This is a genomic window from Pseudoruegeria sp. HB172150 (assembly GCF_013184805.1).
Lineage (GTDB): Bacteria > Pseudomonadota > Alphaproteobacteria > Rhodobacterales > Rhodobacteraceae > Psychromarinibacter.
The window spans coordinates 2,068,661-2,092,472 of the sequence record NZ_JAATNG010000001.1; the positions used below are offsets into that span (position 1 = coordinate 2,068,661).

The 23,812-nt window shown below is 61.4% G+C and carries 15 protein-coding genes and 1 riboswitch; of the genes, 10 read left to right on the plus strand and 5 right to left on the minus strand.

Features of this window, described 5'->3' with window-relative positions:
- The first annotated feature begins 17 nt into the window (after positions 1 to 17).
- Positions 18 to 220, plus strand: a riboswitch (cobalamin riboswitch).
- A 124-nt stretch (positions 221 to 344) separates the two neighbouring features.
- The 3 genes from HCO70_RS09950 (at position 345) to metH (ending at position 4,562) form a co-directional block, all read left to right on the plus strand.
- Positions 345 to 647 carry a hypothetical protein gene (locus tag HCO70_RS09950; RefSeq protein ID WP_172295442.1) on the plus strand — a complete coding sequence of 101 codons (303 nt, stop codon included), beginning with the start codon at positions 345 to 347 and terminating at the stop codon, positions 645 to 647.
- Between the two features lie 143 nt (positions 648 to 790).
- On the plus strand, positions 791 to 1,840 hold the full coding sequence (locus HCO70_RS09955) for a homocysteine S-methyltransferase family protein (RefSeq protein ID WP_172295444.1): 1,050 nt from the start codon (positions 791 to 793) through the stop codon (positions 1,838 to 1,840).
- Positions 1,833 to 4,562, plus strand: a complete 2,730-nt coding sequence (gene metH, locus HCO70_RS09960; protein ID WP_172295446.1) for a methionine synthase — start codon at positions 1,833 to 1,835, stop codon at positions 4,560 to 4,562. Before HCO70_RS09955 ends, metH begins: the two co-directional genes overlap by 8 nt.
- A 360-nt stretch (positions 4,563 to 4,922) precedes the next feature.
- Here the strand turns inward: metH and iolE are convergent, their stop codons facing one another.
- From iolE to HCO70_RS09975, 3 genes are all read right to left on the minus strand, one after another.
- Complete coding sequence (iolE, locus tag HCO70_RS09965; protein WP_172295448.1) at positions 4,923 to 5,828, minus strand: myo-inosose-2 dehydratase; 906 nt, start codon at positions 5,826 to 5,828, stop codon at positions 4,923 to 4,925.
- Positions 5,829 to 5,955: 127 nt separating this feature from the next.
- Complete coding sequence (gene iolG / locus HCO70_RS09970) at positions 5,956 to 6,963, minus strand: inositol 2-dehydrogenase (RefSeq protein ID WP_172295450.1); 1,008 nt, start codon at positions 6,961 to 6,963, stop codon at positions 5,956 to 5,958.
- A gap of 234 nt (positions 6,964 to 7,197) precedes the next feature.
- Positions 7,198 to 7,866 (minus strand): TetR/AcrR family transcriptional regulator, encoded by a 669-nt coding sequence (locus HCO70_RS09975; protein WP_172295452.1) that lies wholly within the window; start codon positions 7,864 to 7,866, stop codon positions 7,198 to 7,200.
- 158 nt (positions 7,867 to 8,024) lie between these two features.
- Here HCO70_RS09975 and HCO70_RS09980 point away from each other — a divergent pair, with 158 nt between their 5' ends.
- The 4 genes from HCO70_RS09980 to HCO70_RS09995 all read left to right on the plus strand — a co-directional run bounded on the left by HCO70_RS09980 (position 8,025) and on the right by HCO70_RS09995 (position 17,084).
- The gene (locus HCO70_RS09980) at positions 8,025 to 10,148 is read left to right on the plus strand and encodes a TonB-dependent siderophore receptor (RefSeq protein WP_172295454.1); all 2,124 of its coding nucleotides are present in this window, start codon (positions 8,025 to 8,027) and stop codon (positions 10,146 to 10,148) included.
- Positions 10,142 to 11,230 (plus strand): ABC transporter substrate-binding protein, encoded by a 1,089-nt coding sequence (locus tag HCO70_RS09985; RefSeq protein ID WP_172295456.1) that lies wholly within the window; start codon positions 10,142 to 10,144, stop codon positions 11,228 to 11,230. The genes HCO70_RS09980 and HCO70_RS09985 overlap by 7 nt, the downstream gene beginning before the upstream one ends.
- Positions 11,230 to 12,327: a siderophore-interacting protein gene (locus HCO70_RS09990; RefSeq protein WP_172295458.1), complete on the plus strand. Its 1,098-nt coding sequence runs from the start codon at positions 11,230 to 11,232 to the stop codon at positions 12,325 to 12,327. The genes HCO70_RS09985 and HCO70_RS09990 overlap by 1 nt, the downstream gene beginning before the upstream one ends.
- Before the next feature lie 506 nt (positions 12,328 to 12,833).
- Positions 12,834 to 17,084 carry an ExeM/NucH family extracellular endonuclease gene (locus HCO70_RS09995; RefSeq protein WP_172295460.1) on the plus strand — a complete coding sequence of 1,417 codons (4,251 nt, stop codon included), beginning with the start codon at positions 12,834 to 12,836 and terminating at the stop codon, positions 17,082 to 17,084.
- 77 nt (positions 17,085 to 17,161) lie between these two features.
- Here HCO70_RS09995 and HCO70_RS10000 read toward each other — a convergent pair whose 3' ends face one another.
- Together HCO70_RS10000 and HCO70_RS10005 are read right to left on the minus strand one after the other, a co-directional pair.
- Positions 17,162 to 18,337 carry a M20/M25/M40 family metallo-hydrolase gene (locus tag HCO70_RS10000; RefSeq protein WP_371742179.1) on the minus strand — a complete coding sequence of 392 codons (1,176 nt, stop codon included), beginning with the start codon at positions 18,335 to 18,337 and terminating at the stop codon, positions 17,162 to 17,164.
- On the minus strand, positions 18,295 to 19,782 hold the full coding sequence (locus tag HCO70_RS10005; RefSeq protein WP_172295464.1) for a M81 family metallopeptidase: 1,488 nt from the start codon (positions 19,780 to 19,782) through the stop codon (positions 18,295 to 18,297). The genes HCO70_RS10000 and HCO70_RS10005 overlap by 43 nt, the downstream gene beginning before the upstream one ends.
- A gap of 241 nt (positions 19,783 to 20,023) precedes the next feature.
- On the opposite strand from HCO70_RS10005, the gene HCO70_RS10010 reads away from it, so the two are divergent.
- Genes HCO70_RS10010 through HCO70_RS10020 form a run of 3 tightly spaced genes read left to right on the plus strand, consistent with a single transcriptional unit; the run spans position 20,024 to position 23,753 of the window.
- A complete protein-coding gene (locus tag HCO70_RS10010) occupies positions 20,024 to 21,244 on the plus strand; it encodes an ROK family protein (RefSeq protein ID WP_172295466.1) in 1,221 nt (406 codons plus the stop codon).
- Positions 21,241 to 22,647 carry a M24 family metallopeptidase gene (locus HCO70_RS10015; protein WP_172295468.1) on the plus strand — a complete coding sequence of 469 codons (1,407 nt, stop codon included), beginning with the start codon at positions 21,241 to 21,243 and terminating at the stop codon, positions 22,645 to 22,647. The genes HCO70_RS10010 and HCO70_RS10015 overlap by 4 nt, the downstream gene beginning before the upstream one ends.
- Before the next feature lie 2 nt (positions 22,648 to 22,649).
- Positions 22,650 to 23,753, plus strand: coding sequence for an ABC transporter ATP-binding protein (locus tag HCO70_RS10020; RefSeq protein WP_172295470.1), 1,104 nt, complete (start codon positions 22,650 to 22,652; stop codon positions 23,751 to 23,753).
- Positions 23,754 to 23,812: the final 59 nt, after the last annotated feature.

The window sequence follows — 23,812 nt, forward strand, 5'->3', positions numbered from 1 at the left end:
CAATAGCCGTACTCCGTGCAAAGCATCGCTCCGATGGTACCGCCCGAAACCGACGGCCAGAAAGGGAACGCGGTGCGGGTTCTGCCCAATGCCGCGACTGCCCCCGCAACTGTAGGCGGAGAGCGGTCCCGATTGACACCACTGGATCCACGAGTCCGGGAAGGTTCGGGACAGCATAGACCCGCGAGTCAGGAGACCTGCCATCTCCGGCGCTTTGATCGCGTCGCAGTCACCATGAACCGGTCGGGGCGCCACGGGGGCGGAGGTCTTGAGATGGATAGTTTCAGTCCACCGACATCATTGTCCTGCCGTTTGCGGCCCTGTCTCTTCGTGCGGAGGGCGCAATGCTGCTGGAAAGAACAATCACCTCTTTGCAATGCCGGGCGGAGAGCCCTGAGCGGGCCAATGAACTCGGCAAACTTGGGTTCCTGCAATGGCTTGCTTGGCTGAGCCCCGAGGCCTGCTATCCGGAGGAAACGGCCCGGGCCCTAAACCTGGCAGAACCCTTCAGCGAAACTGATCCTGCAATCAGGGCTTTTTGCGATCTGGTCCGGAGATCGCTCTCCGGGCGGATCGAACCGCTCGACCTCGATCTGCCCGAGCGACGTCGCCGGGGCGGTGCGCACGAGCGTAGACGAATGCTCTAGCCGAAAAACAGCTACGGATTCAGCTAGAAGCATGGGCAGAGCGACAGGATTATGAGGGATTTTCATAATCCTGTCGCAAAAGATGAATTTGATCTGCGCGCTGCAATTGCATAACTAAAAGGCTTGAAATCATTGAGCCCGAGATGCGCAGCTTTACTGTTCCGCCAGCCAAAAACATTGCCGATTTGAACCGGGTCGCCCGGGAACGCATTCTCTTTCTGGATGGCGCCATGGGTACCCAGATCCAGTCTCTCGGACTGGATGAGGACGCATTTCGCGGCCAAGGAGGGCGCAGCTGCGCCTATCACTCTGAGCTTCCGCAGAAGGGCAACAACGACCTCCTTATCCTGACGCAGCCTGACGCGATCGAAGCGATTCACTACGATTTTGCCATGGCAGGCGCGGATTTCGTCGAGACGAACACCTTCTCATCCACGACCATCGCCCAGGCTGATTATGCAATGGAAGCAGCGGTACATGACCTCAATGCCGAGGGGGCCCGCATCGCGCGCAAGGCTGTGAACCGCGCGACGGCGGAAGATGGCAAGCCTAGATGGGTCGCCGGCGCTGTCGGTCCGACAAACCGGACCGCTTCGATCAGCCCGGACGTAAACGATCCGGGCTACCGTGCCGTGACGTTTGACGATCTCCGCATCGCCTACGGCCAGCAGATCCGCGGGCTGATCGCCGGCGGGGCGGACCTGATCCTGATCGAGACTATCTTTGACACTCTGAACGCCAAGGCCGCGATCTTCGCTTGTTTCGAGGCATTTGCCGAGCATGGGGCACGCCTGCCAATCATGATCTCCGGCACGATCACAGACGCGTCGGGCCGTACGCTTTCCGGTCAGACACCTACGGCCTTCTGGCACTCGGTCCGCCATTCGCGGCCCTATACCGTCGGTCTGAACTGCGCACTCGGCGCGGACGCCATGCGTCCGCACCTGAGCGAACTGGCGGGCGCCGCCGATACCCTGGTCTGCGCCTATCCGAATGCCGGGCTGCCTAACGCCTTCGGCAAGTATGACGAAGAGCCCGAAGACACCGCCCGCAAGGTCGAGGTCTTTGCCAAGGAAGGCCTGGTCAACGTGGTCGGAGGTTGCTGCGGCACCACGCCGGACCACATCCGCGAAATCGCCGAGCGTGTTAGCGCCTACGCCCCGCGCAACATCTGGGAGATGGCTGATGCGTGAGCCGCTACTCCGACTATCGGGTCTCGAACCATTCGTGCTGACGAAGGACATACCCTTCGTGAACGTCGGTGAACGAACCAACGTTACCGGCTCTGCCAAGTTCCGCAAGCTGATCACTAACCGCGACTATGCCACCGCGCTCGACGTCGCTCGCGATCAGGTCGAAAATGGCGCTCAGATCATCGACGTTAACATGGACGAGGGGCTGATCGACTCCAAACAGGCGATGATCGACTTCCTCAACCTGGTCGCTGCCGAACCGGACATCGCCCGGGTCCCGGTGATGATCGACAGTTCGAAGTGGGATGTGATCGAAGCCGGTCTACAATGCGTGCAGGGCAAGCCGGTCGTCAACTCGATCTCGCTCAAGGAAGGCGAAGAGGTGTTCCTGCACCATGCAAGCCTTTGCCTCGCCTACGGGGCGGCAGTGGTCGTCATGGCCTTCGACGAGGAAGGTCAGGCCGACAGTTTCGAGCGCAAGACCGAGATCTGCGCAAGAGCCTACAAGATCCTGACGGAGCGCGTGGGGTTTCCTCCCGAGGATATCATTTTCGACCCCAACATCTTTGCAGTCGCGACCGGCATCGAAGAGCACGACAACTACGGTGTCGACTTCATCGAGGCGGCGCGCTGGATCCGACAGAACCTGCCGCATTGCCACATCTCTGGCGGCGTTTCTAACCTGTCCTTCAGCTTCCGCGGCAACGAACCGGTGCGCGAAGCGATGCACGCGGTCTTTCTCTACCACGCCATCAAGGCAGGGATGGACATGGGGATCGTAAACGCGGGCCAGCTTGCCGTTTACGACCAGATCGACGCCGACCTGCGCGAAGCCTGCGAGGATGTTGTCCTGAACCGATCGACCGCCAACGGCGGCAACGCGACCGAGAACCTTCTGGACATCGCCGAGCGCTACAAGGGCGACAAGCGCGAAGAGAAGAAACGCGATCTCGCCTGGCGAGACTGGCCTGTAGAAAAGCGGTTGGAACACGCTCTTGTAAACGGCATCACGGAATTCGTCGACCACGACACCGAGGAAGCGCGCCAAATGGCCGAGAAGCCGTTGGACGTAATTGAAGGACCCTTGATGGCGGGAATGAACGTGGTCGGCGATCTCTTCGGTGCCGGCAAGATGTTCCTGCCGCAGGTGGTGAAATCGGCCCGTGTTATGAAACAGGCCGTCGCCGTTCTGCTTCCTTACATGGAAGAGGAGAAGCGGCTCAGCGGAGGCGGTGGAAAAGAAACTGCCGGCACAGTGTTGATGGCTACCGTGAAGGGGGACGTGCATGACATCGGCAAAAATATCGTCGGCGTGGTCCTGGCTTGCAACAATTACGAGATCATTGACCTCGGCGTGATGGTGCCGCCGCAGAAGATCCTCGAAGAGGCAAAGGCGCGTAATGTCGATATCATAGGCCTTTCCGGCCTGATCACCCCGTCTCTGGACGAAATGGTTCACCTTGCCACGGAACTGGAACGGGAAGGCTTTGACATTCCCTTGCTGATCGGCGGGGCGACGACCTCCAGAGTGCATACGGCGGTCAAAATTTCGCCGCGCTATTCCCGCAGCCAGGCGATCTATGTCACCGACGCCAGTAGGGCCGTAGGGGTGGTCTCGTCGCTTCTGAGCAAGACCCAGAAACAAGACTACATCGACGGCATCCGGCTTGAGTACGCGGAGGTGGCCGATCGCCATGAGCGCGCCGAACGGGCCAAATCCCGACTGCCGCTTGCCGCTGCCCGGGCGAACGCCTTGAAGATCGACTGGACCGATTACTCTGTGCCGCGGCCGGCCTTCACCGGAGCAAAGGTGGTAGACAACTGGGACCTGGCCGAGATCGCCCGCTACATAGACTGGACGCCCTTCTTCCAGACGTGGGAATTGAAAGGCGTCTATCCCCGCATCCTCGACGATGAGAAGTACGGCGAGGCTGCACGCAACTTGCTGGCGGATGCGCAGTCCATGCTGCAGCGAATCATCGGGGAATCCTGGTTCGGCCCCCGCGCGGTCGTCGGATTCTGGCCCGCGAACCGCTACGGGGACGACATCCGTCTCTTCCGTGATCCGGAACGAACACAAGAGCTCGCGATGCTTCACACGCTGCGACAGCAGACATCAAAGCGGAAGGACAGCCCGAACGTTGCCCTCGCTGATTTCGTTGCGCCGGAGGGCGTGAAAGACTGGGTCGGCGGTTTCGTGGTGACGGCCGGACCGGAAGAGGCCGAATTGGCAGAGCGGTTCGAGAAAGCCGGCGACGACTACGGCGCGATCATGGTCAAGGCCCTTGCCGACCGGTTCGCCGAGGCCATGGCTGAGATGCTGCACGAGCGCGTGCGCCGCGAGTTCTGGGCCTATGCGCCTGACGAGCAGTTTGCGCCTGACGAACTGATTGGCGAGCCGTATCGCGGCATCCGCCCAGCCCCGGGCTATCCCGCACAGCCTGATCATACCGAGAAACGGACCCTATTTGACCTGCTGGACGCGAAAGCCGCCACAGGGGTGGAACTGACTGAGAGCATGGCAATGTGGCCTGGCTCTTCCGTCTCTGGCCTCTACATCGGCCACCCGGACACCTATTATTTCGGTGTTGCCAAGGTCGAACGCGATCAAGTAGCCGATTATGCGGCGCGGAAAGGGATGGAACTGGAAGAAGCCGAACGATGGCTCGCGCCGATCCTGAATTACCGCCCGGATGCTTCGATGACGATAGCGGCGGAATAAACCTGACATTGCTGCCAGGACCTGAAAACTTCCGTCGCTTGACCTGAAGCGGCCACCATTCCCTCGCCTTTCTCGACCTCAATTACCTGTCATCCGTCAAAGCAGAAATTCGGTTATTGAGCGACGACGAATGCACCGGGCTGTCGTTCGAAACTCCAAAGATCATTTTTGATCTAACAACTACCTGGAGACATCGAACCTTTTTGCTCACTGTGCCTGACGGGTCGCATCATCCTCTTTCCGAATTGCAGGGCAACTTCGGGCAGGCCCGCCTGAGCTGTAACAATTTGTGGTCAGGGTTTGCGCGGTTGATACTATGCCTTTCTTTGGCACTGGGATCCGCGCTGCTTAATTCGCGCCCTACCCTGCGACTACCAGCTTCGAGGCGGCACAGATCTTCTTGATGTGTTCAAAGCCCAATTTGGAATACTCGAAAGGCGGGGCCTTTTCCGGATCCTGTTCTGCCTCGACTACAATCCAGCCGTAAAAGCCGATACGCGCCAGACGGTCGGTCACTGCCCCAAAGTCGAAGCAGCCGTCCGGGTCGCCGGGAACGGTGAAAACGCCGTGGCGGACGCCATCGAGGAAGCTCTTGTCCTCGGTACGAACCCAGTCCAGAACCACCGGACGCACGTCCTTGAAATGGACGTGATGCACCCGCTCGCCCCACCTGTCGAGGACGGCTAACGGGTCGCTCCCGGCGAATAGCAGGTGGCCGGTATCAAAGCAAAGGGTCAGATCGGGACCGGACCCATCCATGAGCCAGTCGATATCCTCCGCCGCCTGAATCACGCTGCCCATATGGTGGTGATATGCCAGTGGCATTCCCTGCCCCGCGCTCCACTTGGCCAGTTCGGTCATGCGGCCGGCGAAGCTGGTGATCTCGTCGCGCGAAAGCCTGGGCCGTTGCGAGACAGGAATTGCCAGCTCTCCCTGGATTGAGTTTGAGCACTCGCCGTAAACGATGCAGGGCGCGCCGAGCGCGGCGAACTGCTGAACCTGCGTTGCCATTGCGGCTTTTTCGTCGTCAATGGAACGCGATAGCATTTCGCCAGAGAACCAGCCCCCGCAGAGTGACACGCCGTGGCGGTCAAGATATTCGCGCAGGCCGTCGGTGTCGGCGGGCATCCTGCGGCCGCGTTCGACGCCGGCATAGCCAATCCTGCCAGCATCCTCCATCGCACCTTCTGTGGTGAATGCCGCAGTAAGATCCGGCAGGTCGTCGTTCTGCCAGGCGATCAGAGATATGCCTATTTGGACTGCCATCAGTTGGCCCTCTGCCGTGGAAATCTGGCCATGTTACCGGCGCGGGCCGTGCGGATCGCGTGCCGTTCAGGCACGGCTGGCGTTTCGCCCTGAATGCCGGGAACTCTCCCGATCGGATCTTGGATCATCATGTCAGGAGTACCTCCGACAGTTTGATGGTGCGGCCCTCGTCCACCGAGCGGACGGCCGCTTCGGCCAGAACAAGGGCCATAACTCCATCGTACCCGGTGGTCGCCGTGGGGCTGCCGCTTTCGAGCGCGTCTACGAAATGGGCGATCTCGGCGGCATAGGCAGCGGTGTAGCGGGTCATGAAGAAGTCGAGCAGCGGCGGTCGGGTGTAGCCTGTATCGTTTGCTACGGTCACCCGCGCCTTGTGCGTGTTCTCCGCCGCGATGCTGCCCATACTGCCGTGCACCTCGATCCGCTGATCGTAGCCGTAGGTTGCGCGGCGGGAATTACTGATGGTACATTGCTTGCCGCTGGCCGTGGTCAGGATGACGTTGACGCTGTCCCAGTCGCCCGCCTTGCCGATTTCGGGATCGACCAGATTGGAGGCGGCGGCAATGACCGTTGCCACTTCCTCGCCGAGCATCCAACGGGCGACGTCGAAGTCGTGGATCGTCATATCGCGGAAGATGCCCCCGGACCGTTTGATGTAGTCGATTGGGGGCGCTCCGGGGTCGCGAGACATCACTGTGACCATCTCGACCTCACCGATCGTGCCACGGTCGACCTCCGCGCGGAGCGCACGGAAATCTGGATCGAAACGGCGCTGGAAGCCGACCATGAGGGTGGCGCCGGCCTCTTCGACAACTTCAACGACACGTCTGGCGCGGGCAACGTCGAGGTCCACGGGCTTTTCGCAGAAGATCGCCTTGCCGGCCCTGGCGCTTCGCTCGATCAGGTCAGCGTGGGTGTCAGTGGGGGTGCAGATGACCACAGCGTCCACGTCCTCCGCCGTCAAGATCGCGTCGATGGTGCGGACCTCGCCACCATACGCGGCGGTGGCAGTATCGGCAGCTTTGGCGATGGGGTCGGCCACGGCCACCAATGCCGCGCCGGGAACTGACGCGATAGCTCTTGCATGGACCTGTCCGATCCGCCCGGCACCGAGGATTGCAAATTTCACGGTCATTGTCGGGTCCTCCCTCCAGTTCCGGGGCAGGCCCCGGCGGCGTGACAGTCGAGATTGTCCAGCGTTCCGGTCATAGCGCTTGAGGACGGGGCTAGTATACAGCCGTCGCACGCCTCGGGCAGGATCTCGTCACATTGTGGCTCGGTGGCCGCCCTGCCCCATTCCAAAGTCCGGATTTTTGTCGCCGAAGTATACGCATCGTAACTGCTGTGCGGCTGGCCATGCGCTTAAGCGCTACTGGTTCGCCCGGTCAGATTGCTTGGAGGTTTCGCCCACACCAGCGCCCTCTACGAACAGAGCCCATGCTTTTTCGAACCAGGCATCCCGCGCCTCGGAATCTTCTAGCGCCATGTCGCCCATAAGCGCCGAGTTGCTGGGCCCAAGTACAACCGCCGCGATGAGCTGCGAGGCCATAAATTTGGGATCGGGGGCGTGCAATTGGCGTTTGGCGTCGGCTTCTGCGATGGCTTTAGCGAGGCGAGGTGTGAAGGGGTCTTCGCCCGCGAGCGGCCGCGCGCGCATCGCTTCGATGAATGCTTCGCGTTTTAGGGCAAGCAGTTGCGGGTCCAAGTTGGCATCGAGAAACCAGCGGGCGAGATGACGCACGCGATCCAGAGGCTGCGACGGGCTTTCAGCTTCGGCTGCTTCTAGCCAGTCAATGGTGCGCGCAAGTGCCATTTCGGTTACCGCAGCGAAGAGATCTTCTTTGGTAGCGAAGCGACGGTACAGCGTGTCCTTGCCGATGCCACACCGAGCGATCACCTGCTCCATAGTCGTCGCCGAAAAGCCCTGCGTCACGAAGAGATGCCGAGCGGCGTCCACTATGTCGGCCGCGATCCGTTCGGACTCGCGCTTGGTCGGCCTCCCGCCGCGTGCCGGTCGCTTTGCCTGTGACGTCTGCATGCCTGTTCGGTTCTTCCAGATAGTTTAGGGGACTATGCGCGGATTTTGCGCTGTCCGACAATGTCCGTATATTTCTTATTGTTTCTATCAGGATTTATCTGGACGTTACTGTCCCGTTTTGGTAGCGCTGTCTTGGACGCAAGGAACGGAGACGCGCGATGTTGGGGAAAGTTTCGGCACTGGCGGCCGCGATCTGCTGGGTGGCAACAGCGGGCATCGCGCAGGACTACGACTATCTGGGGACCATCGTGCTGGAAGCGGACGTGGCCGACACGTCGAACTCCTACGCGCTGCCCGAGATGCGGTCGGCAACGAAGACGGACACGCCCGTCGTCGAGACTCCGCAGGCACTGACCGTGCTGACGCGTAAGCAATTCGACGACCAGAACACCCAGACGGTTGGCCAGGCACTGCGCTATACGTCCGGCGTGCTTTCTGAGGTCGATGCCTCGACCCGGTACGACAGTGTGTTCTTGCGTGGTTTCGGAGGGTTCGGAACGGCTTCGCAATTCGTGTCGTTTCTTGACGGGCTGCGCCTTCCTAGAGGTCAGGCCTTTGCGCAATCCGCAATCGACCCGTTCGTACTGGACCGTGTGGACGTGCTGAAAGGACCTTCAGCACTACTTTACGGCTATGGCAATCCAGGCGGGCTGGTGAACATGGTTTCCCGGAGCCCGGACGGAACCACCGGCGGCGAGGCGCGGCTGGAATTCGGCAGCTATGGCCGGGTGCAGGCGGGATTCGAGCAACACGGTGTGCTCGCCAAGGACGGGTCGCTGCAATACAGCTTTGCCGCCATGGGGCGCGGCGCGGGTTCACGCTATGACGACGTGGACGAAGCGCGCTATGCGCTTGCGCCGACCCTGGTCTGGCAACCGAGCGACCGGACCCGGCTGACATTCGGCGCCTACTGGCAGTCGGACCCCGAGGGCGGTTATTTCAATTCGATCTACCCCACCTTCCTTGCGCCGGACTTCGCGGACGAACTCAATCGTGACCTGAACGTTGGTGATCCGGATTTCGATTCCTTCGACAGGACGCAATGGGGTGTCTACGCGGGACTTGAGCACGGCGTTGCGCCAAACCTGACACTTCGGTCGAAGTTGCGCTTTGCCAACGTTCAGGCCGACATGCAGGGAATCCAAATGGCTGCGCCGATCTCGGCCACCGGCGATCTGACACGCCTGGCAGTGATGTCCGAAGAAGAGATCAAGGGCTTCGCCTGGGACACCAATCTGGAATACACCTTCGCGTCGGGTGCGGTCTCGCACCGGCTGCTCGCCGGGGTCGATCTGATGCGGAACGAAAGCGATTGGCAGTATGCCTACGCGCTTGCACCGATACTCAACGTCACCGCGCCGGTCTATGGCGGCGTGCCCGGCCCGTTTGTGCCGCTCTCCGACAGCCTGCAGACCACTTGGCAAACCGGCATTTATGTCACAGATCAGCTGTCGTTCGGCAAATTCCGCGCCGTGCTGGGCGCGCGGCATGACTGGATCGAAACCGAAAGCGAGAACCGGCTGGCGGTCGTGACAACCACGCAGGACTCGGAGGCCACGTCCTATCGCGCCGCGCTATTGTATCTCTTCGACAGCGGCGTCGCACCCTATGTCAGCTACGCGACCTCTTTCGAGCCGGTGATCGGCGTCGATGCCGGCGGCGATCCCTTCGTTCCAACCCGGTCCGAGCAGTTCGAGCTGGGCCTGAAGTACCAGCCGGCAGGAATCGATGCGCTGTTCACACTGTCGGCCTTTGACATCACGCAGGAAAACGTTCTGACGCCTGGCAGCGTTCCCGGGTTCTCGATCCAGACTGGCGAGGTCCGGTCCCGGGGCCTGGAATTCGAAGCGCGTGGACAGGTGACGCCGCAGCTGGAACTGATCGGCGCGCTGACGCTGCTGGATACTGAGGTTACGGAATCGACCGATGCCAGCATCATTGGCAACCGCCCGCAGGCGGTTCCGGAGTACTTCGGGTCGATCTGGCTGAACTACGCGTTCGAAGGTTCGCTTGACGGGTTCGAACTGGGCGGCGGGGTGCGTTTCGTGGGCTCCAGCTATGGTGACGACGCCAACACCGTGAAGGCCGACGGTTATACGCTGGTCGACCTTGCGATACGCTACGACCTCGGCCAGGCCAATCCGGCGCTCGACGGGATGGAGGCGACACTGAACGTGCGCAACCTGTTCGACGAGACCTACTATTCGAGCTGCAGCTACAATTTCTATTGCCAGTACGGCGAGGGCCGCATCGTGACGGCTGGACTGCGCAAGACATGGTGACACGGCGCCGGTTGTTGGTGGCGGGGGCGGCGTTCCTGGCTGCGCCAGCGGTTGTGCGCGCGGGTGACGTCGAGGCGGTGGATGTACTGGGCAACAGGATTGCGCTTGCGGCACCGCCACGACGGATCGTGTTGCTCGACGCGACCGACCTTTATTCCATCGCGGCGCTCGTACCGAACCCGACCGAACTGATCGTGGGCTGGTCCAGCGTGGCGCGGCTGGATCTGGGCAAGTCCGGCGTGTTGCCGAAGCTGGATATTCCGGAGGTGGGCAAGCTGTCCGCCGACACGGTCTCTGTCGAGGGCATCCTGGCGCTGGACCCGGATCTCGTGGTCGCCAGCGCCTACATGCTGCCGCCTGACGGCGGATCGAAACTGGCGCAACATCTACAGGCCGCCGGCATTCCCGTTGCCTGGACCAGCGGCCACGACTTGGCGCTGCCGCCGGACCAATCGCTGACGCGCGCGATGGCATTCTGGGGCGCGGTACTGGGGCAGACGGCCAGAGCCGAACAGGTAGCGGAACTGGGCCTGTCGCGTTTCGACGCAGTTCGCACCTGTGCCGCGGTCGGCCCGAAGCCGCGGGTTTACATGGAGATCATGTCGACCTTCGACGATTGTTGCTGGGCTGCCGGAAGCGCTTTTTGGGGCGATCTGTTCGACATGGCCGGGGGCACCCTGTTGGCCGGTTCCGACGGTTGGGGCGGGCAGCTTTCCGAGGAAGGGCTAATCTCGCTAGAACCCGAAGTCTACGTTGCGACTGGCGGCAGCTTTGCCCCTGACCGGCAGCCCGGAATCGGCCCGGGATTAGATCCGGCGAAGGGGCGTGAAGGTCTGCGGCGAGCAGCCTCACGCGCGGCTCTGAAAGTCTCACCTGCAGTGCTAAATGGCCGTGTTCACGGCATCTGGTCGGGCCTGATCTCGTCACCTCTGTTGGTCCCGGTTCTTGCCGAATGCCTGGGTCAGTGGATGCATCCGGAAAACTGCGCCGACCTCGCCCCCGCCAAGACTTTGAACGATCTGAATCACTACTTCGCCCACCCATTGCCAGGCCCCTTGTGGCTATCGCTGGAAGATGACTAATGCTCGAAACATATGCCCGGATCGAATTTCCGGACGCGGATCGGTACTTCCCGACAATTCTCGACGCACTTGAGGCGCATCAATTGCCCGTGCGCCGCGAAGGTCCCCAACGGGCCATCGCCGGCCCGGGCAGCGAAGTCGCGCTGGAGATCCGCGGCAACCGGCTGGACGTGACGATAAACTGCCGGGACGCCGCATCGCTGAATTCGATGCGCTACTCGGTAACGAGCCTGATCGATTTCAATGCCCGCGAGGCTGCGCCGCAGATCCATTGGGAGGGCGATATGGCGGGCGATACGCTGCCGCCACAACTGCAGTTATTGCAGGTAACGAACACCGAGCAGATCACGCCGCGCATGCGCCGGATCTGGTTTTCCGGGGACGATCTGACCCGCTACGACACGGTCGAACAGCTGCACAGCCGTCTGTTCTTCAAACGTGGGCGGGGCATCCCTACGGACTGGCCGGTAATGACCGATGCAGGGCAGATTCGGTGGCCGGACGGAAACGCGGCGCTGGACACGCGTGTCTACACGGTTCGGTCGGTAGACTTGGCAGCGAGCCGACTAGCTGTCGATTTCTTTCTCGGCGATCATGACGGGCCTGCCACAAGATGGGCGCACGGAGCGGAGCCAGGTGATGGCGTCGGCTTCATCGGTCCCGCCGCGCGGGGCCTAGTGCGGGCGCCATTCCAGGTACTCGCCGGCGATGAAACCGGACTTCCGGGGATCGCACGCTGCCTTGAGGCGCTGGACCGGGGCGCGGAGGGCGTGGCGCTGATCGAGATTGAAGGTCCACAAGACGAACAGGAACTGTCGGCACCGGACGGTATGGCAGTCCGGTGGCTGTGGCGCGGCAGGGTCTCCCCGGGCACTTCAAATCTGCTTGAAAAGGCCTTTGCCGAAATTGACTGGCCGACAGATCGCGAGCAATGCGCGTTCTGGTGCGGTGCCGAATATGGCGCGTTCCGCTCGATGCGGCGGGCCGTACGCGACCTTGGAATTCCGGCGAGTAACACGGTTGCCTTTGCGCATTGGCGGAACGGGATGAGCGAACCGGATATTGCGGCAGCCGGAAGCAGTGCAATCCGCGACTAGGTTCATACTCCTGTGGCAAGGATTTTTCCGGCGTAGAATGGGAACTGAAGCGGTTAAGCAAGCAAGCCGGCACACGCCCGCAAGTATGTCCCGCAACCGGGAATATTGAGATGTCGACGGCGTGTGTTAAGTGCGGATTCCACTTAAGGTTTTGCTATGCACTCATGGCGCGAGCAATCTTCGTGATTTCCATCGGCACGTGATCCATCAGATTTAAATAATAAATTACTATTTTTTTTCACCAGAAATTTTCAACGTATTTTTAGTATCAGGACTTTTTATTTCAATATCCACCGTACAAAGCTAGATATATTTCCATCCTACAATATTGACGACTGAATAGAAAATTTCGCAGCGGACGATACCCAGAACGTTCCACTTCCGTCAATCTTCGGTTTCATAACTCCGGCTTTTCAGACAGACTTCCTTCACATCGCAACAGTAAATTCATGTGGCTGTTACCCAGCGATGGGATGCAGACCGGGCAGAACGCACAGGGGGTCATAATGTTCTACAAATCATTTCAGTCCTATGGATTCGGCGCGGCGCTGGCGCGCTTTCCGGTCAATCTCGAAATCGGCAGCCGGCGCGACGACTCCCTGTCGGGAACGGATAAGACTGAACTGATCTTCGGCCTGAAAGGCAACGACACGATTGTCGCCTCGCTCGGACTCGACTGGATCGACGGCGGCCGTGACTTCGATACGGTGTTGTATGACGGGTCGATCCGCGACGTGGAGATGAGTTTCTTTGGTGTGTCCGGGGGTAAGGCGAACGGCCTGAAAGCGAGCACCGCCCTGGTCACCGGATATGACAGCGACGGAAAAATCAACTCCGTCGATACGCTGACGAATGTCGAGGCCCTGTATTTCCGCGCGGATGACTTCACGCTGTACCTTGATGGCCGCAACAACGCCGTTCTGGCTGGGGATGACAACGCTGCGGCGAACGAGGATGGCGCCACAGTTTTGTCCGCGACCGACCTGCTGGCAAATGACCTGGAATTCGACGGCGACGCGATCTTTATCGCGGCAGTCGACGGAACTTCCGCGCTTGGCGCGACCGTCAGCTTCAGCGGCGGCGAGATCACCTACGACCCGGGCGCCGCGTTCGACGCGCTGGCCGAGGGCGAGACCATTATCGACAGCTTCACCTACATCGTAGATGACGGCAAAGGCGGAACCGATGTAGCCACCGTCACGGTCACCGTGACCGGCAGCAACGACGCGCCGGTTCTGATGATTTCGGATGCCGCTGTGAGCGTGGCAGAGGGCGAGACGGCCGTGCCTGTCGATGTCAGCGCCAGCGATGTCGACGCGGGCGCGGTGCTTACCTACAGCCTGGATGGCGCCGACGCAGCGCTGTTCTCGATCGACTCGAACACAGGCGAGATCGCCTTTGCCGGCACGCCGGATTTCGAAGCTCCCGCAGACGCGAATGGCGACAACATCTATGAGCTGACGGTCGCCGTGACTGACGAATTCGGTGCCACCGACAGCACCGCCCTGTCGGTTTCGGTCAGCGACCTCTGGGACCCGATCGCTCTGACCCAGAGCTTCGAGACCGAAACCGCCGCAAGCCAGTACCAGTTCGACGGCGCCGATGGCGAATTGGTGGAGATCGGGGCGGAGGTAGATCTCCCAAACTTCGCCGGCCAGTCTGCCGTCGACAGTACCGACGCCTCGGCCGGTCTACTGGGCTTTGACCTGAGCTGGGTGAACACGCGCGACGATGAGGGGATATCGGATGGCGACTACATCGGCGTCACTGACTATTCAGGCGATGTCGGCCAGTTCACCGACGGTGTGCAGGGCTACGAAATGCAGGACGCCGACGGGCTGCTGCGACTGACCTTTGACACGGTCGACCTGTCGTCACGCGCAGCGAATACAGTCGTCAAGATCTCGCTCGACACCTTCGTGAACGAGACAGGATGGGAAGAAGACGACCTGATCCGCGTTTACATCGAGACCGATCAAGGCACCGTGGCCCTGCTCGACACCAGCGGCACCGATATCGACGATCTGGGTATCGAGGATAGCTGGACCACCCTGAGCACGACGCTGGCGGCCGATGTGACCGAGGCGACGCTGATCGTTGAGCTGGACAGCAATTCCTCGTCCGAGACGCTGTATCTCGACAATGTCGCGGTCAAGGAAGTGTTCCAGCTGACACAAAGCTTCGAAACCGAGGCGACCGGCGGCAAGTACGATTTCGACGGCGCGGCCGATGGCTTCGTGGCCGAAGGTGACGAAGTGGAGGTCCCGAATATCGACGGGCTTGCCTCTGTCGACAGTACCGAGGCGTCTGCTGGGCTGTTGGGCTATGACCTGACTTGGGTGAACAGCCGCGAGGATGTCGGTCTGTCAGATGCCGATTTCGTCGGCGTGCAGGATTACACCGGTGTCGTCGGAAGCTTCACCGATGGCAGCCAGGGCTACGAGCTTTCCGATGCTGACGGGCTGCTGCGGCTGAGCTTTGACGAGATCGACCTGTCCGCCGTGGGAGAGGTCACCATCTCGCTCGATGCCTTCCTGCAAGAGACCGGCTGGGAAGCGGATGACCTGGCGAACATCTACGTCATGACCGATCAGGGCATCGTGTCGCTGCTGGATACCACCGGTCAGGATATCGACGACCTTGGGATTGAAGGCAGCTGGCAGACGTTGTCGGCGACAATTGGCGACGAGATCTCTTCGGTACAGCTTGTGGTCGAACTGGACAGCAACTCGGCCGACGAGGCGCTCTACATCGACAATGTCGTAGTGACCTCTGATCCCGATGCCTCCGGCGACGGCGGCGAAGAGCCCGAAGTCACGCTGATCTCGGCAATCCAGGGCGAAGTGGCAGAGTCGGCGATGGTCGGAATGGCGGTGACCGTTTCGGCCGTGGTGACCATGATCACCGATGACGGGTTCTTCCTCCAGGAAGAAGACCTGGAGAGCGACGGCAGCCTGCTGACATCTGAAGGGATCTTCGTTTACACGAATGGCGGCTACGCGGTGACGCTTGGCGACCTCGTCGAAGCGACCGGCACGGTTGCCGAGTATTATGGGCTGACAGAAATCACCTCGGTATCGTCGATCGAGATCCTTGCGTCGGACTATGAACTGCCTGCCGCGACCGTCATCGCATTGTCGCCCGACACTGTGCAAGATTATGAAAGCGTCGAAGGCATGAGGCTGTCGGTCACCACCGGAAACAGCGACGCGCTCACGGTGATCGAGAACTTCAACCTCGACCGCTATGGCCAGATCACAATCTCGGCAGGCACCCAGACCCAGGCCACGCAGATATACGACGCCCAGACCCAGGCGGCAGAGGTCGCAGCGCTGAACCAGGCCAATGCGAATGCCCGGCTGCTTTTGGATGACGCATCCTCGACCGAAAACCCCGACAGCTTTGCCTACCTACCGGGCGGCGCAGGGGACGACGGCAACGGTATCCTCGACAGCGGCGACGACTTTTCCGACGGCGGCACCACCGTCCGGCTTGGCGCCGAGGTCGACGGCAGCGTCGAAGGCGTTCTGACCTTTGCCTACGACGAATGGACGCTGAACGTATCCGAGACCATGACCTTCGTCGAGGAAACCAATTCCGGTACCCGCGAGGGCAGTCCGGAGGATGTGGGCGGTTCGCTGCAGGTTGCGTCGTACAACGTGCTGAACTTCTTCACCACGTTCTCGGGCGGGACCGGCCCGGGCGGCGACCTGGATCCGCGCGGCGCCGACAACCAGGAAGAATTCGACCGGCAGTCGGCCAAGATCGTCGACGGCATCATTGGCACCGGCGCCGAAGTTCTCGCGCTGCAGGAAATCGAGAACAACGGCACCACCGCCATCGGCACGCTCGTTGATCTGCTTAATGCCGAGGGGACCAGCGCCACCTATGCCTTTGTCGACCCGACCGGGATCGGCGATTTCATCGGTACCGACGCGATCACGACCGGCATCATCTATGACAGCTCGGCGGTGACGCTGATCTACAGCGACTACCTGGTGTTCGAGGAGAGTTCCGCCGACGCCACCTATGCCATCGCGTCCGCTCTGGCCGCGCTGGTCGGCGCCGAGTTCGACGATTACCAGCGCAACCGCCCGTCGGTCGCTGCGACATTCGAGGACAATGCTACCGGAGAGACCTTCACCATCGTATCCTCGCACTTCAAGTCGAAGGGCGACAGCGACCTGCAGGACGTTGCGGATGCGGCGGAAAGCTGGCTGGCGAACAACGGCGGTTCCGCAGATTACGACGCGGTTTCGGACCTGCTCAACCAACTGTATGCCGACGCCAACTTCGACCAGGGCGATGGTCAGGGCTTCTGGAACGGCGTTCGGCTGGACGCGGCGATGGAGTTGGCCGAGTGGATTTCTACCGAGTACAACGACGTCGGGGTCAGCAATTATCTGCTGCTGGGCGACCTGAACTCCTATGCCGAAGAAGACGCGGTTCAATATCTCGACGACGATGCCGGACTGACCGACCTGATCGACAGTTTCATCGGCCAGGACGAGGCCTATTCCTATGTCTTCGACGGAATGCAAGGCACACTGGACCAGGGTCTGGCGGACGGTTCGATGGCGGACAATGTCACTGGTGTCACCGAATGGCACATCAACGCCGATGAACCGGACCTGATCGGCTATGACAGCACCTACAACAACGCCGATTTCTACAATGACGGGGTTTATGCCTCTTCGGACCATGATCCGCTGATCGTGGGGCTCGATTTCGGCACGGACGAGTTTGCGTTCACCTGACGGGCGCAACCCGAACGATACGGCGCGGCCATCGGGCCGCGCCAAATACCAAGCAATCTAGTTTCAGCCCGGCGGCATCACTCCAGTTCGGCGATCAGCCCTGCAAGCAGCCTGCCCCGTGGCACGATACTCGACACGAAAATATGCTCGCTCAGCTGATGGGCGTCGGCGCCGACAGGGCCGAGGCCGTCCAGTGTCGGCACTCCGATTGCTCCGGTGAAATTGCCGTCGGATCCGCCTGCGAGCATGTCGAATTCCAGATCCAGGCCAATGCCCCTGCCTAGCTTTGTTGCCAGATCGGCAAGCTGCCGGTCCTTCAGCCCGGGCCACCATGTGGGGCGGTGGGTCTTTCGGTCGATTTCTGGCCGGATACCGGGGAGTTCCGTCGCCATCGCACGAATGCGCTTTTCGATCGCGTCGAGTTTGTCGTCGTCTGGAGCGACGCAGACCACCTCGGCCATGCAGGTCAGGGGCACGGACGAAACCGCCTGGCCTGCCTGGATGATGCTTGCGGTAAGTGCGGTCTCGCCGTCCGTCATCGCCTCGATCCGCTGCAACAGCGTGGCCATGGCGAGGATGGAAGAGGTCCCCTCCTCCTTCTGCAACAGAGCGTGGGACGGGCGGCCGTGCAGGAAGATGCGGAACCGGGCGGACGGCAAGCGGCCGGTTACAAGGTGCCCGTTGGGCTGCGCGCCTTCCGGAACAAGAACGTATTTCTCCGCTCGCGCCTGTGCCTCAATCCGCGGCCGCGCCGGAACGCTGCCGCTTTCCTCGTCGCCGGTCATCATGACCCGGACCGGAAGCTTTGGCGAAATGCCTGCAGTAGATAGCTGTCGCAGGGCCTCTAGCGCCAGATAGGCTCCGGATTTCATATCGAACAGGCCGGGGCCGTGGGCCTTGTCGCCATCGCGTCTCCAGGGAACGGCGCCGGCGAGGCTGCCGAGGGGATGGACCGTATCGAGGTGGCTGAGGATCAGGATCCCGGGCGCGTGCGTTTCGGGGCCGAAATCGGCGAGAACGCAGCCGGCGCGGCCGTACTCCGTGGGCAGAGACCTAATCCGCGCGCCCATCGCCGCCATGTCGGCGGCGGCAATAGCCAACATGTGTTCTACGGCGGCAACATCCCATGACGGGCTTTCGCAGGTGACCCAAGGCCTTACGCCCGCAAGAATTACCTCTGCGTCAAAGGGAAGCGCAGCATATTCGGCCATCAGCCGCGCCCGTCGTCGTACAGGCCCTGTTCTGGCGACCATGTCATATCCGGGTCGAAGGGATAGGCCGGGCGAACGATGCGGTGATAGTCGAGCTTCGTGAGATCGAGGTTCGAAGTGCCATCGGACAAGAGCAACACGTGACCGAAGCCAAGATCCTCCAGTTTCGGGTGCAGGTAGCCGACCTTGTAGACGTAGAGACGGTGCGCGGCGCTGTCGATCCCCATCGCTTCCAGCAATTGCGGCGAGTTGATCGAGAGGCGCGAATGATGGAAGCTGGCCGTCACGTGGCCGATTTTCAGCACCGCCCATGGCGCAGAGGAGCCGCGGAAGACGCCGGGTGGGTTCAGTTCTGCGCCAGTGGCAAGAACTTCGGCCTCCGTTTTGCGGTGGGTAGCGGGGCGCGACAGGTGCTCGGCGCCGATATCGACCTCGATCATTGCACCAGCCCCGGCCTGCCGGGCCTGATCGACTAAGCCGGGGGCGACGATGTTGACGATCACGATGTCTTCCAGCTCCGGCATGTCGAGCGCCTGCTGCAGGACCAGCGTCAGGTCGCCGAATGCGCCTGCAGTGACGTTGTCTCCGGAATCGCTGAGCAGGACGGGTGGCTGCATTTCCATCGCTTTCCGCAACCCCTCCTCCACCTCGTAACTGGGCATCTGGAGGCCGAACTCGCTGCGCCGTGCCCAGACTTTGGCGGCGATGTCCTGTGCCAGCTTGCGCGCCAGATCAACATCGCCGTCCGTGGTGACAAGTGCGTGCATGCCGGCCCAGGGCAGGTCGTTCCAGGCGAAGCCTATGAACAGGTTCGCCTCTACCACCCCGTCCATAGCGTCGTAGTCCGACAGCATTGCATAAAGCTCGTCAGCCGGCGGATAGATCGTCATCGCGGTTTCACCGGGCAGGAACAGTGGGATGTGAACCGCGGCGTGGCGCGGTTTGGCCCCAGCCATGATCCGCATCAGGTGATCGGCGGCGCGATAGCCGGTTTCACCGTCATCCCGGTGCGGCGCAGTGCGGTAGACCGCGAATCCATCAACCTGATTCAAATAGCCAGGTGTGACGTGGCCATGTAGGTCGAGTCCCACTGTTATGGGAACGTCCGTCCCTACGATCCTGCGCACGTCAGTCATCAGTTCGGTGTCGGCGGTGGATTCGCCATCCTCGACCTCCATTGCGCCATGATTGGCGGCCACCACACCGTCCAGAGGGCCGGCGGCGGCGAGGCGTTCCAGTATTTCGCCCTTCACTTCGTCGAACTGCGCGCGGGAAAAGACCGGCGTCGCGCGGCAGCGCACCAGCATGATCGGCACGATTTCCACGTCCGGTTCCTCTCTCAGGCGCTGAAGCACGCCGCGCATCAGGAAAAGCTCTTCCCCAAAGATTTCCTCGCCCCGCCAGAACAGCGAGGTCGACAGGTCGATATGACCGGGAGAGGCCAGCATGGTCTCATTCGACATGCCCATTACCGCGATCCGACGCATGACAGCTCCTTTTTTCCTGATATCGGATTAAAAGGTTCCGGCATTCGCCGGAGTCAAGCATCCATCGGAAAAATTGGAGAAAAATAGGTGAAAACAGCACGTATTCGCCGAATGAACAGATTCAATTCCGCCTAAGAAAATGGCGAAATCACCAGTTTTGTAAGGTGTCAAACCATCGCGGGGTTGACCTCTTCCGCAAGTCACGATCTATTTTTTACAGAAGTCGTAAAAATTAGGCTCCATGTCTCAGATCGCCGTCCGCCACCGGAATGCAACCCGCATCTTTCACGCCGTCCGGTCAACGCCGGGCGCGACCCAACGGGAAATCGTCGAAATGTCCGAGGCGGACAAGTCGACCGTATCGACCGTACTGCGCGAATTCGAAAAGCTGGGCCTGATCGAACGCGTCGAACGCCGTCATTCCGGCGGCCGTGGCCGCCCGTCCGAGGGCTACGCGATCTCTTCCGCCGGCGGGCTGGTCGTGGGAGTGAACCTGCGCCCGAAGGAGATCCGCCTTGTGCTGGCGGACCTGGCCGGAGAACCGCGCGCTGTGCTGTCACGCCCGATGGCCGAGAACGTCAACGATATCGGCCGCAGCATCCACGCTGGAATCGTCGGCTTGATGATTTCGGCCGGGTTGGAAGAAGCGACACTGCGCGCCGTCGGAATCACTGTGCCGGGCCTGGTGCAGACAGATGGGACGGTGCGGCACTCGCCGAACCTCGACTGGTCGAATTTCAATCCCAAGATGCAGCTGATGTCCGAAACCGAAGTGCCCGTCTTCATCGGAAACAACGCAGACGGCGCCGCATTGGGTGAAATTCTGCTGAAGAACCCGCCGAGCGACCGCAGCTTCATGCTGGTGCTCTGCGATTCAGGTGTGGGCGCAGGCCTCGTTTATAACGGTGAGCTTTGCCGTGGCGATGGCGGATTTGCCGGCGAGATCGGCCACCAGAAAATCATGCGCGGCGGGCGGAACTGTATCTGCGGGTCGCATGGATGCCTCGACGCCCATGTCTCAAACCGGTCGATGATGGCGATCGTCTGCGAGGCCGGGATCGAGGTTGACGAATTTGCCGATATCGTGCGGCTGGTCGAGGCCGGCGATCCGCGCATGACCGGGATCATGAAGGATTACATCGACGCAATGGCAATGGGGCTGGCCAATTCGGTATCCGTGACCGGCCTGCCCGACGTAGTTCTGTCGGGCGGTATGGCGGCGATGTACCCGCATATCGAGCGGCAACTGCACGAGGCGCTGAAAGACCTGATCCATCCACAGCTGCTGGTCGACCTGCGCTTTACCGTCGGAATGGAAGAGAACCGGGAACGGCCGCTGGGCGGCGTCGCCATCGCTCTGGAAGGTTGCACCGGTTTCGCGGCCCTGGAACACGCACCCTGGGCGCCGCCGCAGCAGCGCGAACCCCTTAATTCCCTCGCAACCAGCGGAGAGACTTTATGACGAAAGCCGAATCGATAACCGGCGGCACTCCTGCCTGCACGCTTCGGCGCATAACGCTGCCCGATTTCGGCATCCCCGCGGCCCTGCCTCAGATCCCGCGAGAAACCTATGCCCGGCGCGCTGACAGCCTGCTGGCGCGTGCCGGCACGGATTGGGTCGTTGTCTACGCGGACCGCGAGCACGTGGCCAACATGCTGCACCTTACAGGCATCGAACCGCGGTTCGAGGAGGCGCTGCTCGTGCTGGGGCGCAACGGGCTACGGGCGCTGGTCGTTGGTAACGAGACGATGGACTATGCGCCACTTGCGCGGCTTGACGGGCTGGACCTGCACTTGTGCCAGAGTTTGTCGCTGATGGGTCAGGATCGCAGCGTGGCCCCTGCCCTTGCCCCGGTATTGTGGGAAATCGGCCTGAAGCCGGGACAGACTGTCGGCCTTGTCGGCTGGAAATACCTTACGCCCGAGGAAGGCGCCGGCTTTGTCCTGCCCCACAACATTCTGGCTGCTGTCCGTGAAGCAGTGGGCGGAACGGACAAACTGGTGGAAGCGACGCCGATCCTGATGCATCCCGAAACCGGCGAACGCGCGGTGGTGGATGCGGACCAGATCGCAGTCTTCGAATGGGCCGCCGCGCGTGCCTCTGCCGCCGTGCGGCGGATCGTCGAGGGCACGGGGCCCGGTATGACGGAGTTCGAGGCAGCGGGGCTGATGGGTTACCAGGGCGAGCCCCTGTCGTGCCACATGATGATGGCGTCCGCCGACGAGACAGGGCGCGTGGTCGGCCTGCGCAGCCCCACGGCCAAGCGGCTGACGGCTGGAAGCGGGGTTACCACGGCTGTGGGCTATTGGGGTGCCCTGTCCTCTCGTGCGGGGATGCTGAGCGGCGCTTCGGCGGCGCCCGGGTTCCTCGATGCCTGCCATACCTACTTCAACGCGCTGGTCACCTGGTACAAGACGGCCCGCATCGGCGTGACCGGCGGCGAGATCCATGATGCCGTGACCGCCGCGCTGGCTGAGGGCGGGCTGAAACCGGCGCTGAACCCCGGCCACCTGCTGGGTTACGACGAATGGACACACAGCGCGATCCGGCCGGGTTCGACCGAAAAGATCCGTTCCGGCATGGCCTTTCAGGTGGATGTGATCCCCGGCCCGCTCGGCAAGGGACAGGCGCTGAACTGCGAAGATGCGGTGGTCTTCGCTGATAAGGAACTGTGCGGGAAACTCGCAGAGCTTCACCCAGAGCTTTATGCCCGCGTCGAGGCGCGGCGCGCCTTCGTTTCCGATGTCATTGGTCTCGAACTGGCACCGGAAGTCCTACCGCTGTCGAACACCCCACTCTGGCTACCACCCGAATGGTCCGAGCCGGACCGCGTATTGACGCTTTCGCCCGATCTGGAGAACTGACCATGGCCACCGTTTCGCTTAACACTGTCGGTAAGACCTATGGCGAGGGCGTGCAGGCCGTCACCAATTTCGACCTTAAGATACGCGACGAGGAATTCGTCGTGCTGGTCGGTCCGTCCGGTTGCGGTAAGTCCACGACATTGCGCATGGTGGCGGGTCTGGAAGAGATCACGTCGGGCGACCTGCTGATCGACGAAAAACGCGTGAACGATCTTGCCCCGGCGGAGCGCGACATAGCGATGGTGTTCCAGAACTATGCCCTCTACCCGCATATGACGGTAGAGGACAACATCTCGTTCGGGCTGAAGCAGCAGCGGATGCCCAAGTCCGAAATCAAGACGCGCGTCGCCGATGCCGCGCGGATCCTGGGGCTTGAGCCACTTCTTGCACGAAAGCCCCGGGCGCTGTCCGGTGGCCAGCGTCAGCGGGTCGCCATGGGCCGTGCCATTGTGCGGCACCCGAAGGTATTTCTGTTTGATGAGCCGCTGTCGAACCTAGACGCTAAGTTGCGGGTACAGATGCGTGCAGAGATCAAGCACCTGCACCAGAAGATCCCGACCACCACGATCTACGTTACCCACGACCAGATCGAGGCGATGACGATGGCGGACCGCGTCGTAGTGATGTCCAACGGCAAGATCGAACAGGTCGGCCCGCCGCAGGAGCTATACAACCATCCGGACACGCTGTTCGTCGCCAGCTTCATCGGCTCTCCGGCAATGAATCTTTTCCCGGTGACAGTGGATCGCGGCGACGGCGGATTGCAGGCGCGGCTGGAGAACGGCACTGTGGTGACGCTGCCGGCGGACCGTCAGGCGACCTATGGTGCCGCGGTCGGCAAGAAGATGTTGTTGGGCCTGCGCCCCGAGGCCATCGGCGAGGCCGGCGCCTACGGCTATGGCGATCTGACCACCGAGATCGATTATCTGGAACCGCTTGGCGCGGAAACACTGGTGTTCTTCCCTGTGGGAGAGGTCAACGCCTGCGCCAAGATGCCCGCGGGCTTTACCGGGCACCATGGCGACAAGGTTACCTTCAGCCTGGATTTGTCGCGGATGCACCTGATTGATCCTGAAACCGAGAAGGTGCTGAAACCCGGCCGCTGAGCGCCAAGCCTTACAATTGCAGACCCGTCACGCGCAAGTGTGGCGGGTATTCTATTGCC

Coding starts and splice junctions, on each gene's coding strand:
- HCO70_RS09990 (WP_172295458.1), top strand. CDS start 11,230: ATGCTCGAAACATATGCCCGGATCGAATTTCCGGACGCGGATCGGTAC.
- iolE (WP_172295448.1), bottom strand. CDS start 5,828: ATGGCAGTCCAAATAGGCATATCTCTGATCGCCTGGCAGAACGACGAC.
- iolG (WP_172295450.1), bottom strand. CDS start 6,963: ATGACCGTGAAATTTGCAATCCTCGGTGCCGGGCGGATCGGACAGGTC.
- HCO70_RS10020 (WP_172295470.1), top strand. CDS start 22,650: ATGGCCACCGTTTCGCTTAACACTGTCGGTAAGACCTATGGCGAGGGC.
- HCO70_RS09950 (WP_172295442.1), top strand. CDS start 345: ATGCTGCTGGAAAGAACAATCACCTCTTTGCAATGCCGGGCGGAGAGC.
- HCO70_RS09985 (WP_172295456.1), top strand. CDS start 10,142: ATGGTGACACGGCGCCGGTTGTTGGTGGCGGGGGCGGCGTTCCTGGCT.
- HCO70_RS09995 (WP_172295460.1), top strand. CDS start 12,834: ATGTTCTACAAATCATTTCAGTCCTATGGATTCGGCGCGGCGCTGGCG.
- metH (WP_172295446.1), top strand. CDS start 1,833: ATGCGTGAGCCGCTACTCCGACTATCGGGTCTCGAACCATTCGTGCTG.
- HCO70_RS09980 (WP_172295454.1), top strand. CDS start 8,025: ATGTTGGGGAAAGTTTCGGCACTGGCGGCCGCGATCTGCTGGGTGGCA.
- HCO70_RS10010 (WP_172295466.1), top strand. CDS start 20,024: ATGTCTCAGATCGCCGTCCGCCACCGGAATGCAACCCGCATCTTTCAC.
- HCO70_RS09955 (WP_172295444.1), top strand. CDS start 791: ATGCGCAGCTTTACTGTTCCGCCAGCCAAAAACATTGCCGATTTGAAC.
- HCO70_RS09975 (WP_172295452.1), bottom strand. CDS start 7,866: ATGCAGACGTCACAGGCAAAGCGACCGGCACGCGGCGGGAGGCCGACC.
- HCO70_RS10005 (WP_172295464.1), bottom strand. CDS start 19,782: ATGCGTCGGATCGCGGTAATGGGCATGTCGAATGAGACCATGCTGGCC.
- HCO70_RS10000 (WP_371742179.1), bottom strand. CDS start 18,337: ATGGTCGCCAGAACAGGGCCTGTACGACGACGGGCGCGGCTGATGGCC.
- HCO70_RS10015 (WP_172295468.1), top strand. CDS start 21,241: ATGACGAAAGCCGAATCGATAACCGGCGGCACTCCTGCCTGCACGCTT.